This window comes from Pseudomonas sp. Pseusp15 (assembly GCF_059492165.1).
Genome location: NZ_CP168523.1, coordinates 256,670 through 274,300 on the forward strand (window position 1 = coordinate 256,670; position 17,631 = coordinate 274,300).

The 17,631-nt window shown below is 59.0% G+C and carries 14 protein-coding genes; all 14 read left to right on the plus strand.

Annotated features, from left to right (window positions below; genetic code table 11):
• The first annotated feature begins 9 nt into the window (after window positions 1-9).
• The 14 genes from uppS (at window position 10) to tilS (ending at window position 17,497) form a co-directional block, all read left to right on the plus strand.
• A complete protein-coding gene (gene uppS / locus ACEN8R_RS01200) occupies window positions 10-765 on the plus strand; it encodes a polyprenyl diphosphate synthase (RefSeq protein ID WP_018927017.1) in 756 nt (251 codons plus the stop codon).
• Window positions 765-1,571 (plus strand): phosphatidate cytidylyltransferase, encoded by an 807-nt coding sequence (locus tag ACEN8R_RS01205; RefSeq protein WP_018927016.1) that lies wholly within the window; start codon window positions 765-767, stop codon window positions 1,569-1,571. The genes uppS and ACEN8R_RS01205 overlap by 1 nt, the downstream gene beginning before the upstream one ends.
• On the plus strand, window positions 1,568-2,758 hold the full coding sequence (ispC, locus tag ACEN8R_RS01210) for a 1-deoxy-D-xylulose-5-phosphate reductoisomerase (protein WP_018927015.1): 1,191 nt from the start codon (window positions 1,568-1,570) through the stop codon (window positions 2,756-2,758). The genes ACEN8R_RS01205 and ispC overlap by 4 nt, the downstream gene beginning before the upstream one ends.
• A 52-nt stretch (window positions 2,759-2,810) precedes the next feature.
• Complete coding sequence (gene rseP / locus ACEN8R_RS01215) at window positions 2,811-4,163, plus strand: sigma E protease regulator RseP (RefSeq protein ID WP_018927014.1); 1,353 nt, start codon at window positions 2,811-2,813, stop codon at window positions 4,161-4,163.
• Between the two features lie 72 nt (window positions 4,164-4,235).
• On the plus strand, window positions 4,236-6,614 hold the full coding sequence (bamA, locus tag ACEN8R_RS01220) for an outer membrane protein assembly factor BamA (RefSeq protein WP_018927013.1): 2,379 nt from the start codon (window positions 4,236-4,238) through the stop codon (window positions 6,612-6,614).
• A 45-nt stretch (window positions 6,615-6,659) separates the two neighbouring features.
• Window positions 6,660-7,163, plus strand: coding sequence for an OmpH/Skp family outer membrane protein (locus ACEN8R_RS01225; RefSeq protein ID WP_007940508.1), 504 nt, complete (start codon window positions 6,660-6,662; stop codon window positions 7,161-7,163).
• Window positions 7,164-7,166: 3 nt separating this feature from the next.
• Window positions 7,167-8,222, plus strand: coding sequence for a UDP-3-O-(3-hydroxymyristoyl)glucosamine N-acyltransferase (gene lpxD / locus ACEN8R_RS01230; protein ID WP_018927012.1), 1,056 nt, complete (start codon window positions 7,167-7,169; stop codon window positions 8,220-8,222).
• 109 nt (window positions 8,223-8,331) lie between these two features.
• Window positions 8,332-8,772: a 3-hydroxyacyl-ACP dehydratase FabZ gene (gene fabZ / locus ACEN8R_RS01235; protein ID WP_007940511.1), complete on the plus strand. Its 441-nt coding sequence runs from the start codon at window positions 8,332-8,334 to the stop codon at window positions 8,770-8,772.
• A complete protein-coding gene (gene lpxA, locus ACEN8R_RS01240; protein ID WP_018927011.1) occupies window positions 8,769-9,545 on the plus strand; it encodes an acyl-ACP--UDP-N-acetylglucosamine O-acyltransferase in 777 nt (258 codons plus the stop codon). Before fabZ ends, lpxA begins: the two co-directional genes overlap by 4 nt.
• Window positions 9,546-9,547: 2 nt before the next feature.
• A complete protein-coding gene (gene lpxB / locus ACEN8R_RS01245; RefSeq protein ID WP_018927010.1) occupies window positions 9,548-10,675 on the plus strand; it encodes a lipid-A-disaccharide synthase in 1,128 nt (375 codons plus the stop codon).
• Window positions 10,675-11,316, plus strand: coding sequence for a ribonuclease HII (gene rnhB / locus ACEN8R_RS01250; RefSeq protein WP_018927009.1), 642 nt, complete (start codon window positions 10,675-10,677; stop codon window positions 11,314-11,316). The genes lpxB and rnhB overlap by 1 nt, the downstream gene beginning before the upstream one ends.
• A gap of 82 nt (window positions 11,317-11,398) precedes the next feature.
• Window positions 11,399-14,920, plus strand: a complete 3,522-nt coding sequence (gene dnaE / locus ACEN8R_RS01255; protein WP_018927008.1) for a DNA polymerase III subunit alpha — start codon at window positions 11,399-11,401, stop codon at window positions 14,918-14,920.
• Between the two features lie 150 nt (window positions 14,921-15,070).
• Window positions 15,071-16,018 (plus strand): acetyl-CoA carboxylase carboxyltransferase subunit alpha, encoded by a 948-nt coding sequence (locus ACEN8R_RS01260; RefSeq protein WP_018927007.1) that lies wholly within the window; start codon window positions 15,071-15,073, stop codon window positions 16,016-16,018.
• Window positions 16,019-16,168: 150 nt separating this feature from the next.
• On the plus strand, window positions 16,169-17,497 hold the full coding sequence (tilS, locus tag ACEN8R_RS01265) for a tRNA lysidine(34) synthetase TilS (RefSeq protein ID WP_018927006.1): 1,329 nt from the start codon (window positions 16,169-16,171) through the stop codon (window positions 17,495-17,497).
• Window positions 17,498-17,631: the final 134 nt, after the last annotated feature.

Consider the following 17,631-nt stretch of genomic DNA (forward strand, 5'->3'; position numbering starts at 1 on the left):
GAGTTTCAAATGGACAAGACCAAGCAGACTGCGCCGTCCGCGGTGCCGCGCCATGTCGCGATCATCATGGATGGTAATAATCGTTGGGCGAAAAAACGCTTTATGCCGGGTGTCGCCGGGCATAAAGCGGGTGTGGATGCTGTTCGTGCGGTCATCGAGGTGTGTGCGGAGTCCGGGGTTGAGGTATTGACCCTGTTTGCGTTCTCCAGTGAGAACTGGCAACGCCCGGCCGATGAGGTCAGTGCCTTGATGGATCTGTTCTTCAGGGCGCTGCGTCGCGAGGCCAAGCGCCTGAACGACAACAACATCAGTTTGCGCATCATCGGCGACCGTTCGCGTTTTCATCCAGAGCTTCAAGCTGCCATGCGTGAAGCCGAGGCTATGACTGCCGGCGTCAATCGTTTTATCCTGCAGATCGCCGCCAACTACGGTGGTCAGTGGGACATCGCGCAAGCTGCGCAACGTCTGGCGCGCGAAGTTCAGGCCGGGCATCTGCGCCCTGAAGACATCACTCCCGAGCTGTTGCAAACCTGTCTGGCGACCGGCGATCTGCCGTTGCCGGACTTGTGCATCCGTACCGGTGGCGAGCATCGCATCAGTAACTTCCTGCTGTGGCAACTGGCTTACGCCGAGTTGTACTTCTCCGACCTGTTCTGGCCGGACTTCAAACACGACGCCATGCGCAATGCGCTGGCTGATTTCGCTTCTCGCCAGCGTCGCTTCGGTAAAACGAGCGAGCAGGTCGAGTCTGGAGCCCGGGTTTAATGCTTAAACAACGAATCATCACGGCACTGATTCTGCTGCCGATTGCCCTGTGCGGGTTTTTCCTGCTTGAAGGGTCCGGTTTTGCACTGTTTATCGGGCTGGTGGTGACGCTGGGGGCATGGGAATGGGCGCGCCTGGCGGGTTTCGCTGGCCAGGCGATCCGTGTTGCTTTTGCAGCTGTGGTCGCGCTGATGCTGTTTGTCATGCACATCCTGCCGGGGCTCGCGCCTTGGGTGCTGGGTGCCTCGGTGCTCTGGTGGGGCGTGGCCACCTATCTGGTGCTGACTTATCCGCGGTCCAGCGAACACTGGGCCAGCGCTGCCTGCAAGCTGGCGATCGGTTTGTTGATTCTGTTGCCGGCCTGGCAAGGTCTGATCCTGATCAAGCAGGAACCCTTGGGCAACTGGCTGATCATGGCCGTGATGGTGCTGGTCTGGGGCGCCGATATCGGTGCGTACTTTTCCGGCCGAGCCTTCGGCAAGCGCAAGCTTGCACCACAAGTCAGCCCTGGCAAGAGCTGGGAAGGCGTGTACGGCGGCTTGCTGCTGAGCCTGGTGATCACGGCAATCGTCGGTTTTGCGCGGGACTGGAGTTTCGCTCAGATGCTGATGGGCCTGTTCGGTGCCGCGATCATCGTGTTCATTTCGGTGGTGGGCGACCTCACCGAAAGTATGTTCAAGCGCCAGTCGGGGATCAAGGACAGCAGTAATCTGCTGCCGGGGCACGGCGGCGTGCTGGACCGCATCGACAGTCTGACAGCGGCGATTCCGGTGTTCGCCGTGCTGCTGTGGATGGCGGCATCGTGAGTCGCCCACAACAGATTACCGTGTTGGGGGCGACCGGCTCGATTGGTCTGAGCACTCTGGACGTCATCGCCCGTCACCCCGAACGCTATCAGGTATTCGCCTTGAGCGGTTTCACTCGTTTGAGTGAGCTGCTGGCGCTGTGCGTGCGTCATACGCCGCGTTTCGCGGTCGTGCCGGAATCTGGCGCTGCCCGAGGCTTGCAGGACGAATTGCATGCGGCTGGCCTGTCGACCCGTGTTCTGGTGGGAGAGGAGGGCTTGTGTCAGATCGCCTCGGATCCGGAAGTCGATGCGGTAATGGCGGCGATCGTCGGGGCGGCGGGTTTGCGTCCGACCCTAGCGGCGGTCGAGGCCGGCAAAAAGATTCTTTTGGCCAATAAAGAAGCGCTGGTGATGTCCGGTGCGCTGTTCATGCAGGCCGTGCGTAAAAGCGGTTCGGTACTGCTGCCTATCGACAGCGAACACAACGCGATTTTCCAGTGCATGCCGCAGGACTTCTCTCGTGGTTTGGGCGCGGTCGGTGTACGCCGGATTCTACTGACAGCCTCTGGTGGCCCGTTCCGGCAGACGCCCCTGGCCGAACTGGCGCATGTTACCCCCGAGCAAGCGTGTGCTCACCCGAATTGGTCCATGGGGCGCAAGATTTCGGTGGATTCGGCCAGCATGATGAACAAAGGGCTCGAGCTGATCGAGGCCTGCTGGCTGTTCGACGCTACGCCCTCTCAGGTCGAAGTGGTGATTCACCCGCAAAGCGTGATTCATTCGCTGGTCGACTATGTCGATGGTTCGGTGCTGGCGCAGCTGGGTAATCCGGATATGCGCACACCAATTGCCAATGCCCTGGCGTGGCCGGAGCGGATCGACTCGGGCGTTGCGCCGTTGGATCTGTTCGCCATCGCTCGCCTGGATTTCCAGGCACCCGATGAAGAGCGTTTCCCTTGCCTGCGCCTTGCGCGTCAAGCCGCCGAGGCTGGTAACAGCGCGCCGGCCATGCTCAATGCCGCGAATGAAGTGGCTGTGGCGGCCTTTCTCGACGGACGGGTTCGCTATCTGGAAATCGCGAGTATTATCGAGGAAGTATTGAACCTCGAGCCTGTGGTTGCGGTTGATGATCTCGAGGCAGTGTTTACGGCCGATGCGAAAGCACGGGTACTGGCCGGGCAATGGTTGAGTCGTCACGGCCGATAAGTGCTGCAATACGTTGGCCCATGCAGCACCGATAGGATTGCGGAGAAAGTAGATGAGCGCGCTCTATATGATTGTCGGCACCCTGGTAGCGCTGGGCGTGCTGGTCACCTTCCACGAATTCGGCCATTTCTGGGTCGCACGTCGCTGTGGGGTCAAAGTGCTGCGTTTCTCCGTGGGCTTCGGCATGCCGCTGCTGCGCTGGCACGACAGCAAAGGCACTGAATTCGTGGTTGCCGCCATCCCGCTGGGTGGCTACGTGAAAATGCTCGACGAGCGCGAAGGTGAGGTGCCGGCCGATCAGCTCGATCACGCCTTCAATCGCAAGTCCGTCCGTCAGCGCGTTGCTATCGTGGCAGCCGGTCCGATTGCCAACTTTCTATTGGCGATGGTGTTTTTCTGGGCATTGGCAATGCTGGGCAGCGAGCAGGTGCGCCCGGTTATCGGCGCGGTCGAATCCGGCAGTATCGCCTCCAGGGCAGGTTTGAGTCCGGGGCAGGAAATTATTGCCATCGATGGCGAGCCCACTTCCGGCTGGGCTGCGGTGAACCTGCAACTGGTCCGCCGCCTGGGCGAGAGCGGTTCCCTGCAAGTGCTGGTCCGCGACCAGGGCTCCACCGTGGATTCGCCTCGTGAGCTGGTGCTGGACAAGTGGCTCAAGGGGGCTAACGAGCCGGATCCTATTCACTCGCTGGGTATTCGCCCCTGGCGTCCGGCATTGCCGCCGGTGCTGGCCGAAATTGATCCGAAAGGGCCGGCGAAGGCTGCGGGTTTGAAGGCTGGAGACCGCCTGTTGACCTTTGATGGCAAGGCACTGGATGACTGGCAGCAAGTAGTCGACATCGTCCGTTTGCATCCGGATACCAAAATCATGCTGCGCGTTGAGCGCGACGGTGCTCAAATCGACGTCCCTGTGACGCTGGCCGCGCGCGGCGAGAGCAAGGCACCCACTGGCTATCTGGGCGCAGGGGTGAAAGCGGTCGATTGGCCACCAGAGATGATTCGCGAAGTCAGTTACGGTCCGGTGGCCGCGATTGGGGAGGGTGCCCGACGCACCTGGACCATGAGCGTACTGACCCTCGACTCGCTCAAGAAAATGTTGTTCGGCGAGCTCTCGGTAAAAAACTTGAGTGGACCGATAACCATTGCTAAAGTGGCGGGCGCTTCTGCCCAGTCGGGCATCGCTGATTTCCTGAATTTCCTTGCTTATCTGAGTATTAGCCTGGGTGTTCTGAATTTGCTGCCCATTCCTGTACTGGATGGGGGGCATTTGTTGTTTTATCTGATCGAGTGGGCGCGTGGTCGTCCCTTGTCGGATCGGGTGCAAGGTTGGGGGATACAGATCGGTATCAGTTTGGTGGTCGGGGTGATGTTGCTTGCTCTGGTCAATGATCTGGGTCGACTGTAACGCTTCGCTGAATTGCGAATCTGCCGCATTTTGCGGCAGTTTTTATTGCCAGTTGGAATAAGAAAGGACTTCATGAAACGTCTGCTGCTAACTGCGGTTCTCACCGTATTGATGATCGCCGAAGTTCACGCCGAGTCCTTCACTATCTCTGATATTCGCGTCAATGGCCTCCAGCGGGTCTCCGCGGGTAGTGTCTTTGGTGCCTTGCCGTTGAACGTCGGCGAGCAGGCGGATGATCGTCGCCTGGTGGAATCCACTCGTGCGCTGTTCAAAACCGGGTTCTTTCAAGATATCCAGCTGGGCCGTGAAGGCAACGTCCTGGTCATTACTGTAGTCGAGCGTCCGTCGGTCGCCAGTATCGAGATCGAAGGCAACAAGGCGATCTCCACTGAAGACCTGATGAAGGGCCTCAAACAGTCCGGTCTGGCCGAAGGCGAGATCTTCCAGCGCGCGACCCTCGAAGGTGTGCGTAACGAGCTGCAGCGTCAATACGTCGCTCAGGGCCGCTACTCGGCTACCGTCGACACCGAAGTGGTGCCGCAGCCGCGTAACCGCGTTGCCCTGAAGGTCAACATCAACGAAGGTACCGTAGCGGCGATCCAGCACATCAACGTGGTGGGCAACACTGTCTTTCCTGATGAAGACCTGATCGACCTGTTCGAACTCAAGACCAGCAACTGGCTGTCGTTCTTCAAGAACGATGACAAGTACGCTCGTGAAAAGCTCTCCGGTGACCTGGAGCGTCTGCGTTCCTATTACCTGGACCGTGGCTATATCAATATGGATATCGCTTCGACCCAGGTGTCCATCACCCCGGACAAGAAACACGTCTATATCACCGTCAACGTCAACGAAGGCGAGAAGTACACCGTTCGTGACGTGAAACTCAGCGGCGACCTGAAAGTGCCTGAAGACCAGGTCAAGTCCCTGCTGCTGGTTCAGAAAGGCCAGGTGTTCTCGCGCAAGCTGATGACCACCACCTCCGAACTGATCACCCGCCGCCTGGGTAACGAGGGTTACACCTTCGCTAACGTCAACGGCGTGCCTCAGCCTCACGATGAAGACCACACGGTCGATATCACATTCGCTGTCGATCCGGGCAAGCGTGCTTACGTGAACCGCATCAACTTCCGTGGCAACACCAAGTCCGAAGACGAAGTGCTGCGCCGTGAAATGCGTCAGATGGAAGGCGGCTGGGCTTCGACCTACCTGATCGACCAATCCAAGACCCGCCTGGAACGTCTGGGCTTCTTCAAGGAAGTCAACGTCGAGACGCCGGCCGTGCCGGGTGTCGATGATCAGGTTGACGTGAACTACAGCGTTGAAGAGCAGGCTTCCGGTTCGATTACCGCCAGCGTTGGTTTCGCCCAGAGCGCCGGTCTGATCCTTGGTGGTTCGATCACTCAGAACAACTTCCTGGGTACCGGTAACAAGGTCAGCATCGGCTTGACTCGCAGTCAGTATCAAAGCCGTTATAACTTCGGTTATGTCGACCCCTACTGGACAGCTGACGGTGTGAGCCTGGGTTACAACGCTTTCTATCGTACGACCGACTACAAAGACCTCGATGTCAACGTAGCCAGCTACGCCGTAGACAGCCTGGGCGCAGGTGTCAACGTTGGTTATCCGATCAGCGAGACTTCGCGTCTGACGTTTGGTTTGTCTGCACAACAAGACAAGATCAAGACGGGTCTTTACACCGTCGACGAAATCTTCGACTTCGTTAACAAGGAAGGTGATCAGTACCTCAACTTCAAGGCATCGGCCGGTTGGTCTGAATCCACCTTGAACAAAGGGGTACTGGCGACCCGTGGTCACTCCCAGAGCTTGACTGCGGAAGCCACGACACCGGGCAGCGACTTGTCGTTCTTCAAGCTCGATTATCGCGGTCAATTGTTCCAGCCGTTGTCTGAAAACTACACCATGCGCCTCCACACCGAGCTGGGCTATGGCGATGGTTATGGTTCGACCGACGGCTTGCCGTTCTATGAAAACTATTACGCCGGTGGTTTCAACTCGGTTCGTGGCTTCAAGGACAGCACCCTGGGGCCTCGTAGTACGCCGAGCCGGGGCGTGAACCCGGGCACCGCAACCGACCCGGACCAGGATCCACTGCCGTTTGGTGGTAACGTCCTGATTCAGGGTGGTGTAGAAGTTCTATTCCCTATGCCGTTCGTGAAAGATCAGCGTTCCTTGCGCACTTCGGTATTCTGGGACGTGGGTAATGTGTTCGATTCGACTTGCAAGCAGAGCACCAACGCCGATGGTTCCAAGTCCAACACTCAGTGTAACGACGTCAGCCTGAGCAATATGGCCAGTTCGGTGGGTGTCGGTGTGACATGGGTTACCGCCCTTGGTCCGTTGAGCTTCGCCTTGGCGATGCCAGTCAAAAAACCGGACAGCAATGCCGAGACTCAAGTGTTCCAATTCTCCCTCGGCCAGACGTTCTAAGCGTCTGACCCAAGATAATGACAATGGATTTTGTAGGAGTGCATCGTGCGTAAGTTGACTCAATTGGTTCTCCTGGCGACCGTGCTGGTTGCAGGTCCGGCTTTTGCCGACATGAAAATCGCCGTTCTGAACTATCAGATGGCACTGCTGGAATCCGATGCGGCAAAGAAATACGCCGTGGATGCCGAGAAAAAATTCGGCCCGCAACTGACCAAGCTCAAGAGCCTGGAAAGCAGCGCCAAGGGTATCCAGGACCGTCTGATGGCCGGTGGCGACAAGATGCAGCAAGGCGAGCGTGAACGTCTGGAGCTCGAGTTCAAGCAAAAGGCCCGTGATTTCCAGTTCCAGTCCAAGGAGCTGAACGAAGCCAAAGCCGTTGCCGACCGTGAAATGCTGAAGCAGCTCAAGCCGAAACTGGACAGCGCTGTGGAAGAAGTCATCAAGAAAGGTGCTTATGACCTGGTCTTCGAGCGTGGCGCAGTGATTGATGTCAAGCCTCAGTACGACATCACTCGCCAGGTTATCGAGCGCATGAATCAGCTGAAGTAACCCATGACAGCGACTATAAAGCTCGGCCAGTTGGCCGAGTTCCTCGGCGCCACCTTACGTGGCGACCCGGAGAAAGAAATTACTGGGCTGGCCACTTTGCAAGAGGCTGGCCCAGCTCAGTTGAGCTTTCTGGCAAATCCTCAATACCGTAAATACCTGGCTGACAGTCAGGCCGCAGCCGTGCTGCTGAAGGCCGCTGACGCTGAAGGTTTTGTCGGTGATGCGCTGGTGGTGGCTGATCCATATCTGTCTTATGCCCGCATTTCCCACCTGTTCGATCCCAAGCCCAAGGCGCCGGCCGGTATTCATCCGACAGCGGTAGTGGCAGCGGATGCGGTGGTCGATCCGGCGGCGAGCATCGGTGCCTTTGCGGTCATCGAAAGTGCAGCGCGCATTGGCGCCGGTGTGACCGTTGGTGCGCATTGCTTCATCGGTGCACGCTGCGAAATTGGCGAGGGCGGCTGGTTGGCCCCGCGCGTCACGCTGTATCACGACGTGCGCATCGGCAAACGGGTGGTGATTCAATCCGGTGCCGTGCTCGGTGGTGAAGGCTTCGGTTTTGCCAACGAGAAAGGTATCTGGCAGAAAATTGCCCAGATCGGCGGCGTCTCGATCGGAGACGACGTGGAAATAGGCGTAAATACCGCTATCGATCGTGGCGCGCTGGCCGATACCGTCATTGGTAATGGTGTGAAGCTCGACAATCAGATTCAGATTGCCCACAACGTCCAGGTTGGTGACCACACGGCCATGGCCGCGTGCGTGGGAATTTCCGGCAGCACCAAAATCGGCAAGCATTGCATGCTTGCCGGTGGCGTAGGGCTGGTGGGGCATATCGACATTTGCGACAACGTTTTCCTGACCGGGATGACCATGGTGACCCACTCGATTACCGAGCCGGGCTCCTATTCTTCCGGTACGGCGATGCAACCGGCAGCCGAATGGCGCAAAAGCGCGGCACGTATCCGTCAGCTCGATGACATCGCGCGACGTCTGCGACAGCTGGAAAAGCGTGTAGGGGACGTGACCCCTGACGGTAATGCTTCATCAGATGGCTGATACCATTTCCATATCAAGTGTGCACAGCCGCTAGACTGCCTCCCTTGATTTGCTAGAGGAGTGCGCGTCAGTCGCGCGCTCCCAATCTTTACATAGGCTTCCCCCCGAAATGATGGACATCAACGAGATTCGCGAATACCTGCCTCACCGTTACCCGTTCCTGCTGGTGGACCGGGTCGTGGATCTGGATGTGGAAGGCAAGCGCATTCGCGCCTACAAGAATGTCAGCATCAACGAACCGTTCTTCAATGGTCACTTCCCTGCGCATCCAATCATGCCGGGCGTACTGATCATCGAAGCGATGGCTCAGGCTGCCGGGATCCTTGGTTTCAAAATGCTCGACGTGAAACCGGCCGATGGCACGCTTTACTACTTCGTCGGCTCCGACAAACTGCGCTTCCGTCAGCCGGTGCTGCCGGGCGATCAATTGATCCTTGAAGCCAAGTTCATCAGCTGCAAGCGTCAGATCTGGAAGTTCGAATGCCAGGCTTCGGTCGATGGCAAGCCAGTCTGCTCCGCTGAAATCATCTGTGCGGAACGCAAACTATGAGTTTGATTGACCCTCGCGCAATCATCGATCCGACGGCCATCCTGGCCGACGACGTCGAAGTCGGCCCTTGGTCGATTGTCGGCGCAGGTGTGGAAATCGGCGAGGGGACAGTGATCGGGCCGCATGTGATTCTCAAGGGCCCGACCCGAATCGGTAAGCACAACCGCATCTACCAGTTTTCTTCGGTAGGTGAGGACACGCCCGATCTGAAATACAAGGGCGAGGAAACCCGTCTGGTCATCGGTGACCACAACGTCATCCGTGAAGGCGTGACGATTCACCGCGGGACCATTCAGGACCGTTCGGAAACGACCCTGGGCGATCACAACCTGATCATGGCCTATGCCCACATCGGTCACGACAGCGTTATCGGCAATCATTGCATCCTGGTCAACAACACCGCGTTGGCAGGGCATGTGCACGTTGAAGACTGGGCGATCCTGTCCGGCTTCACCCTGGTTCACCAGTATTGCCACATTGGCGCCCACAGCTTTTCCGGCATGGGCACAGCCATTGGCAAAGACGTTCCAGCGTACGTCACGGTATTCGGCAACCCCGCTGAAGCTCGCAGCATGAACTTCGAAGGCATGCGCCGTCGGGGCTTCAGCGAAGAGGCGATCCACGCGCTGCGTCGTGCCTACAAGGTGGTTTACCGCCAGGGCCTGACAGTCGAGCAAGCGCTCGCCGAGCTGGCCGAACCCTCGCTGCAGTTCCCGGAAGTCGCGGTGTTCCGTGATTCCATCCAGTCTTCGACCCGCGGCATCACCCGCTAATCATGGCCAATCTGCGTATTGCGCTGGTGGCGGGTGAGGCTTCCGGTGACATTCTGGGTGCGGGTCTCATGCGTGCGCTCAAGGCACAGCATCCGGCGGTCGAGTTCATTGGTGTCGGCGGTCCGCTGATGCAGGCCGAAGGCCTGACCTCGTATTTCCCGATGGAACGCCTTTCTGTCATGGGGCTGGTGGAAGTGCTGGGCCGTTTGCGCGAGCTGTTGGCCCGTCGCAAGAAACTGGTTGCGGACCTGATCGCCGCGAAGCCGGACGTGTTCATCGGTATCGATGCCCCGGACTTCAACCTCAATATCGAACTCAAGCTGCGTCAGGCCGGGATCAAGACCGTGCATTACGTCAGCCCGTCGGTCTGGGCCTGGCGACAGAAGCGGGTGCTGAAGATTCGCGAAGGTTGCGACCTGATGCTGACGCTGTTCCCGTTCGAAGCTAAATTTTATGAAGAGAAGGGCGTGCCGGTACGGTTTGTCGGGCATTCCCTGGCCGATGCGATCCCGCTTGAGGCCGATCGCACCGCCGCGCGGGCCGAACTCGGTTTGCCGCAAGGGCCGTTGGTTGCCCTGATGCCGGGTAGTCGTGGCGGTGAAGTCGGGCGCCTCGGTGCGTTGTTCCTCGACACCGCCCAGCGCCTGCGGGCCATGCGTCCGGGCGTGCGATTCGTTATGCCGTGCGCCAGTCCGGAGCGTCGGGCCCAGTTGGAAGAGTTGTTGGTTGGTCGCGATCTGCCGCTGACCTTGCTCGACGGCAAATCCCATCTGGCGCTGGCGGCGTGCGACGCGGTGTTGATCGCTTCGGGCACCGCGACCCTGGAAGCATTGCTGTACAAGCGGCCGATGGTGGTCGCTTATCGCCTGGCACCGCTGACGTTCTGGATTCTCAAACGGATGGTGAAGAGTCCCTACGTCTCGTTGCCGAATTTGCTGGCCCAGCGCCTGCTGGTGCCAGAGTTGTTGCAGGACGATGCGACAGTCGAAGCCCTGGCCCAGACTCTGTCGCCGCTGATCGAAGGTGGCGAGGAGCAGACCCGAGGCTTTGACGAAATCCACCGAACCCTGCGACTGGACGCCTCCAATCAGGCAGCGGACGCGGTACTGAACCTGATTGGCAGAGCATAATGAGCAAAGCAAGCAAGCAACTGGGCCTGGATTTTATGCTGGTCGATGAAGTTGAAGATCTGGTGGCAGGTGTTGATGAAGTCGGTCGCGGCCCGCTGTGCGGTGCCGTGGTGACCGCCGCGGTGATCCTTGATCCGAGCCGGCCGATTCTCGGCCTCAACGATTCGAAGAAACTCACCGAAGCCCGCCGCGAAAAACTCTACGACGAAATCTGCGAAAAAGCCCTGAGCTGGTGCATTGCTCGCGCCGAAGTCGAAGAAATTGACGAGTTGAACATCCTTCATGCCACCATGCTGGCCATGCAGCGCGCGGTCGAGGGCCTGCACATTCAGCCGAAGCTGGCGATGATCGACGGCAACCGTTGCCCGAAACTCTCGATGCGCGCCGAAGCGGTGGTGCAAGGCGACAGCAAAGTGCCGGCCATCGCTGCGGCGTCAATTCTGGCCAAGGTCAGCCGTGATCGTGAAATGGCGGCGTTCGAACTGATTTACCCGGGTTACGGCATCGGTGGCCACAAAGGCTACCCGACGCCCGTTCATCTGGAGGCGCTGACGCGTCTGGGGCCGACACCGATTCACCGCCGCTCGTTCGCCCCGGTACGCCTGGCGTATGAAGCGCGGGAAAACCTGATCGAGGGTTAGTCGCAGGCTGATGTTTTACTCAAGGCCCGGTACAATCCGGGCCTTGTTGTCTTCACGTTTCTAGTTTCTAGACAGGATCACTATGCCGGCTTCATTCGTTCATCTACGCCTGCACACTGAATATTCCCTGGTCGACGGTCTGGTGCGGATCAAACCGCTGGTCAAGACCCTGGTCGGCATGAACATGCCTGCCGTGGCGGTCACTGACCAGAACAACATGTGTTCCCTGGTCAAATTCTATAAAGCCGCCATGGGCGCCGGGATCAAGCCGATTTGTGGCGCCGACCTGTGGCTGTCGAACAAGGATCCGGACAACCCCTTGAGCCGGATCAGCCTGCTGGCGATGAACGCCACAGGTTATCGCAACCTCACCGAACTGATCTCCCGTGGTTTCATCGACGGCCAGCGCAATGGTTCGATCATCATCGAGCGCGAGTGGGTGGCCGAAGCCAGCGAAGGCTTGATCATGCTGTCGGCGGCGAAAGAGGGCGAAATCGGTCTGGCGATGCTCGGCGGCAACCCGGACGAAGCCGAAACCCTGGCTCGCGAGTGGATGGCGGTGTTCCCGGATCGTTTCTATCTGGAAGTCCAGCGCACCAACCGCCCCAACGACGAAGAGCAACTGCACGGCGCCGTGGCCCTGGCCGAGAAAATCGGCGCGCCGCTGGTGGCGACCAACGACGTGCGCTTCATCAAGCAGGAAGACTTCGAAGCCCACGAAACCCGCGTTTGCATCGGTGAAGGCCGCGCCCTCGACGATCCGCGGCGTTCGAAGAATTACAGCGATCAGCAATACCTCAAAAGCGCCGAGGAAATGGCCGAGCTGTTCAGCGACCTGCCTGAGGCGCTGGAGAACACAGTCGAGATCGCCAAGCGCTGCAACATCGAAGTGAAGCTGGGCAAGCACTTCCTGCCCAACTTCCCGATTCCCGATGGCATGACCATCGACGAATATTTCCGCAAGGTTTCCTTCGACGGTCTGGAAGAACGCCTCAGCGTTCTGCTGCCCAAGGACACCACCGAAGACTACGAAGCCAAGCGCCAAGTCTATGTCGACCGGCTGAATTTCGAGCTGGATATCATCATCCAGATGGGCTTCCCCGGTTACTTCCTGATCGTGATGGACTTTATCCAGTGGGCCAAGAACAACGGCGTACCGGTGGGGCCTGGCCGTGGGTCGGGTGCCGGGTCGCTGGTGGCCTATGTGCAGAAGATCACCGACCTCGACCCGCTGGAATATGACCTGCTGTTCGAACGTTTCCTTAACCCGGAACGGGTTTCCATGCCCGACTTCGACGTCGACTTCTGCATGGACGGTCGCGACCGCGTGATCGATTACGTGGCCGAGAAATACGGCCGTAACGCGGTAAGCCAGATCATCACCTTCGGTTCCATGGCGGCCAAGGCTGTGGTCCGTGACGTGGCGCGGGTGCAGGGCAAGTCCTACGGACTGGCGGATCGTCTGTCGAAGATGATTCCGTTCGAAGTCGGCATGACCCTGGAAAAAGCCTACGAACAGGAAGAAATCCTGCGCGACTTCATCAAGGTCGATGAAGAAGCCGCGGAAATCTGGGAAATGGCGCGCAAGCTCGAAGGCGTTGTGCGTAACGTCGGTAAACACGCCGGTGGCGTGGTGATTGCGCCGACCAAGCTGACCGACTTCTCGCCGATCTATTGCGACGAAGCGGGCGACGGTCTGGTAACCCAGTTCGACAAGGATGACGTTGAGGCTGCCGGTCTGGTGAAGTTCGACTTCCTGGGGCTTCGGACCCTGACGATCATCGACTGGGCGCTGAAAACCATCAACCGCGACCGCGCCAAGGTCAACGAACCGCCGCTGGACATCGCGTTCATCCCGCTGGATGACAAACCGACTTACACGCTACTGCAAAAAGCCGAAACCACCGCGGTGTTCCAGCTCGAGTCGCGCGGCATGAAAGAGCTGATCAAAAAGCTCAAGCCCGACTGCCTGGAAGACTTGATCGCACTGGTGGCCCTGTTCCGTCCGGGCCCGCTGCAATCGGGCATGGTGGACGACTTCATCAACCGTAAGCACGGTCGCGCCGAACTCGCGTACCCGCACTCGGACTACCAGTACGACGGCCTCAAGCCGGTATTGGCGCCGACTTACGGCATCATCCTGTATCAGGAACAGGTGATGCAGATTGCCCAGGTCATGGCCGGTTACACCCTCGGCGGCGCGGACATGCTGCGTCGAGCCATGGGTAAGAAAAAACCCGAAGAAATGGCCAAGCAGCGCGGCGGTTTCATTGAAGGTTGCGCCACCAACAATATCGACGCTGACCTTGCCGGTAACATTTTCGACCTGGTAGAAAAATTCGCCGGTTACGGTTTCAACAAATCCCACTCCGCGGCCTACGGCCTGGTGTCGTACCAGACCGCGTGGCTGAAAGCCCACTATCCGGCGCCGTTCATGGCCGCGGTACTGTCGGCGGATATGCACAACACCGACAAGGTCGTGACCTTGATCGAAGAAGTGCGGACCATGAAGCTGCGCCTCGACGCGCCAGACGTGAACACCTCGGAGTTCAAGTTCACGGTGAACGACGAAGGCCGCATCATTTACGGTTTGGGCGCGATCAAGGGCGTGGGCGAAGGCCCGGTCGAAGCGATTACCGAGGCGCGGCAAGACGGGCCGTTCAAGGACCTGTTCGATTTTTGCGCGCGGGTCGACCTCAAGCGTATCAACAAACGCACCCTCGACGGCTTGATCCGCAGTGGTGCCCTGGACCGCCTTGGCCCGTATTTCCACGATGAGCAGAAAGCCTATCAGGCCAACATCGACCGCAACCGCGCGGTGTTGTTGACGGCCATGGAAGAGGCGATCAAGGCTGCCGAACAAACCGCTCGTACCCACGACAGTGGGCATGCCGATCTGTTTGGCGGTCTGTTCGTTGAAGAAGACGCCGACGTCTACGCCAATCACCGCAAGGCCAAGGAGCTGACCCTCAAGGAACGCCTGAAAGGCGAGAAAGATACCTTGGGCCTGTACCTCACCGGCCACCCGATCGACGAATACGAGGGCGAGATCCGTCGCTTCGCCCGTCAGCGCATCATCGACCTGAAGCCGGCTCGCGACACGCAAACGGTCGCGGGCATGATCATCGCCCTGCGAGTGATGAAGAACAAAAAGGGCGACAAGATGGGCTTCATCACCCTCGACGACCGCTCCGGGCGGATCGAAGCCTCGTTGTTCGCCGATGCGTTCCATTCCGCACAGTCGCTGTTGCAGACCGATGCGATGGTGGTGGTCGAAGGCGAAGTCAGCAACGACGACTTCTCCGGTGGCCTGCGGTTGCGGGTCAAGCGGGTGATGAGCATGGAAGATGCGCGCACCAACCTGGCCGAAAGCCTGCGCCTGAAGTTGCATGCAAAGGATCTCAAGGGCGATCAGCTACGCTGGTTGGGCGAGTTGTTGAAGCGTCATCGCGGTGCGTGCCCGATCACCATGGACTACACCAGCCCCGATGCGAAGGCCTTGTTGCAGTTTGGCGAGACCTGGCGGATCGACCCGGCGGATGCCTTGATTCAAGCCCTGCGTGACCAGTTCGGGCGAGACAACGTCTTCCTCCAATACCGTTGACGGTCAGGCGCCATTCCTTACCATGGGAACGCGCCTGATCCCGACCCGAATTTTTAATCTCGACCTGAACGCGCCTGTCCCTTAAGGTAGGGCGCGAATAGACAACCGGCCGGCCCAAGCTCTCTTGGACGCGACCCTAGACGGACGCCTATGAACCCGAATTTTCTAGATTTCGAACAGCCGATCGCCGACCTGCAAGCCAAGATCGAAGAGTTGCGCTTGGTCGGTAATGACAATTCGCTGAATATCGGCGATGAGATCTCCCGCCTACAGGACAAGAGCAGCACGCTGACCGAAGACATCTTCGGCAAGCTGACCAGCTGGCAGATCGCGCGTCTGGCGCGTCACCCGAAACGTCCATACACCCTGGACTACATCGAACACATCTTCACCGAGTTCGATGAGTTGCACGGCGACCGTCACTTCTCCGACGACGCTGCCATCGTTGGCGGTGTTGCCCGTCTGGACGACCAGCCGGTGATGGTTATCGGTCACCAGAAAGGTCGCGAAGTGCGCGAGAAGGTTCGCCGCAACTTCGGCATGCCGCGCCCTGAGGGCTACCGCAAGGCGTGTCGCCTGATGGAAATGGCCGAGCGTTTCAAAATGCCGATCCTGACCTTCATCGACACCCCGGGCGCTTACCCTGGCATCGACGCCGAAGAGCGCAACCAGAGCGAAGCGATTGCCTGGAACCTGCGCGTCATGGCTCGCCTGAAAACCCCAATCATCGCCACCGTGATCGGTGAGGGTGGTTCCGGTGGTGCGCTGGCAATTGGCGTCTGCGATCAGCTGAACATGCTGCAATATTCGACCTACGCGGTGATTTCGCCGGAAGGTTGCGCCTCGATTCTGTGGAAAACTTCCGAGAAAGCCCCGGATGCCGCTGAAGCGATGGGCATCACTGCCGAGCGTCTGAAGGGCCTGGGCATCGTCGATAAAGTGATCGGCGAGCCGTTGGGCGGCGCTCATCGTGATCCGGCGGCTGCCGCTGCCTCGATCCGCGCCGAGCTGAGCTCGCAACTGGCGATGTTGAAGAAGTTCGACAACGACGCGCTGCTGGCCCGTCGTTACGAGCGTCTGATGAGCTACGGTCTCTGATCTGATCGCGCTATAGCCTTGTGGGAAGAGCCGGGCGACGTTCGTCTGCTCGCGATTGCGGTATAACAATCAACAAATAGGTTGAATGTTAAGCAGCCTTCGCGAGCAGGCTCGCTCCCACAATGGGTCTATGTGAAGCGACTGACGTCTATGAGCCCTAAGACGATTGATCTGCCAGCCAGGCTTCTCCATGGGCTGGTTCCGTGGCGTAACGCCACAACCTGGCGCATAGCCTTCTCCGGTGGTCTCGATTCCACCGTCCTGCTGCACCTTCTCGCACACCTCGCAAAAACCGAATCCTTGCCGGCATTGACCGCCATTCACGTCCACCACGGCCTGCAGGCTGCGGCTGATGCGTGGCCGGAACATTGTCAGTCGGTCTGTGATGCGTTGGGTGTACCGCTGGAGGTTGTGCGTGTTCAGGTTGAGCGCGGCGCTAGCCTCGAGCGTGCGGCGCGGGATGCGCGTTACGGCGCCTTCATCGCGGCGACTCACGCCGGTGAAGTACTGCTCACAGGTCAGCACCGTGACGATCAAGCGGAAACCCTGTTGTTTCGGCTGATGCGCGGGGCAGGGGTGAGAGGTTTGTCGGGGATGCCGAGTGAGCGTCCTTTGGGGTGTGGGCATCTGCTGCGACCACTGCTTGATGTCACTCGCGCCGAGCTTGAGGCCTACGCCACTGAATATCAGCTGAACTGGATCGAAGATCCGTCGAATCAGGACCGGCAGTTCTCGCGCAATTACCTGCGTCATCAGGTGTTCCCCGTGTTGACCGCGCGCTGGCCGCAAGCAGTGGCGACCATGGCTCGCAGCGCTGCGCATCTGAGTGAGGCGCAGGGGTTGCTCGACGATCTGGCGCAAATTGATCTGGCCCAGGCCGGCACCGACAGTGATTTCGATTGGCTGGGGTTGCCGTCGCTGGAGCTGGCGCCCCTGGAAAAGCTCTCTGATGCACGCCAGCGCAATGCGCTGAGTCATTGGCTCAAACCGCTGACGTCTTTGCCGGACAGTGACCATTGGTCGGGTTGGCAGGATTTGCGCGATGCGACTAGCGACGCACGTCCGGTCTGGCGATTGGCGGCGGGCGAACTGCATCGCGCTGGTGGGCGTCTCTGGTGGTTGTCAGGTGGATGGTTGCGCACTCCGCCATCCCCGGTGTCCTGGGCTGCCCCCGCGGTATTGCTGGCGTTACCGGATAATGGCGTGCTCACACTCACCGGCCAGATCCCCGATGGCCCGTTGCAGATCCGCTATCGTGAGGGCGGCGAAGTCATGAGTTTGCCCGATCGCGGTCACCGTGACTTGAAGCGTTTGCTCAACGAAAGCGGTGTGCCGGGCTTCGCCCGTGGCAGATTGCCGCTGGTCTACAGGGGCCAGCAATTGCTGGCGGTGGCGAACCTGCGGGGGCTGAATGGCAGTGAGCGCAGTGGCTGGTATTTGCATTGGCAGCCGCCGATCGAAGATCAAGGTTTGAGCTGAAAGGGGCTTTCCGGTAGACTACGCTCCCTTCTTGATACAACTTCTGTGGATTCGCCTGAATCGCAGGAGTTGCCGATTACCAAGCAGTCTTTGCTGGGCGATTCCAAAAAATGTGTAGCGAGCAACCTACCGGT

Bases quoted from the DNA above. Each gene is read 5' to 3' on its own strand.
- rnhB (WP_018927009.1), top strand. From the start codon at position 10,675: ATGAGCAAAGCAAGCAAGCAACTGGGCCTGGATTTTATGCTGGTCGAT.
- bamA (WP_018927013.1), top strand. From the start codon at position 4,236: ATGAAACGTCTGCTGCTAACTGCGGTTCTCACCGTATTGATGATCGCC.
- ACEN8R_RS01260 (WP_018927007.1), top strand. From the start codon at position 15,071: ATGAACCCGAATTTTCTAGATTTCGAACAGCCGATCGCCGACCTGCAA.
- uppS (WP_018927017.1), top strand. From the start codon at position 10: ATGGACAAGACCAAGCAGACTGCGCCGTCCGCGGTGCCGCGCCATGTC.
- lpxD (WP_018927012.1), top strand. From the start codon at position 7,167: ATGACAGCGACTATAAAGCTCGGCCAGTTGGCCGAGTTCCTCGGCGCC.
- lpxA (WP_018927011.1), top strand. From the start codon at position 8,769: ATGAGTTTGATTGACCCTCGCGCAATCATCGATCCGACGGCCATCCTG.
- rseP (WP_018927014.1), top strand. From the start codon at position 2,811: ATGAGCGCGCTCTATATGATTGTCGGCACCCTGGTAGCGCTGGGCGTG.
- ACEN8R_RS01205 (WP_018927016.1), top strand. From the start codon at position 765: ATGCTTAAACAACGAATCATCACGGCACTGATTCTGCTGCCGATTGCC.
- lpxB (WP_018927010.1), top strand. From the start codon at position 9,548: ATGGCCAATCTGCGTATTGCGCTGGTGGCGGGTGAGGCTTCCGGTGAC.
- dnaE (WP_018927008.1), top strand. From the start codon at position 11,399: ATGCCGGCTTCATTCGTTCATCTACGCCTGCACACTGAATATTCCCTG.
- fabZ (WP_007940511.1), top strand. From the start codon at position 8,332: ATGATGGACATCAACGAGATTCGCGAATACCTGCCTCACCGTTACCCG.
- tilS (WP_018927006.1), top strand. From the start codon at position 16,169: ATGAGCCCTAAGACGATTGATCTGCCAGCCAGGCTTCTCCATGGGCTG.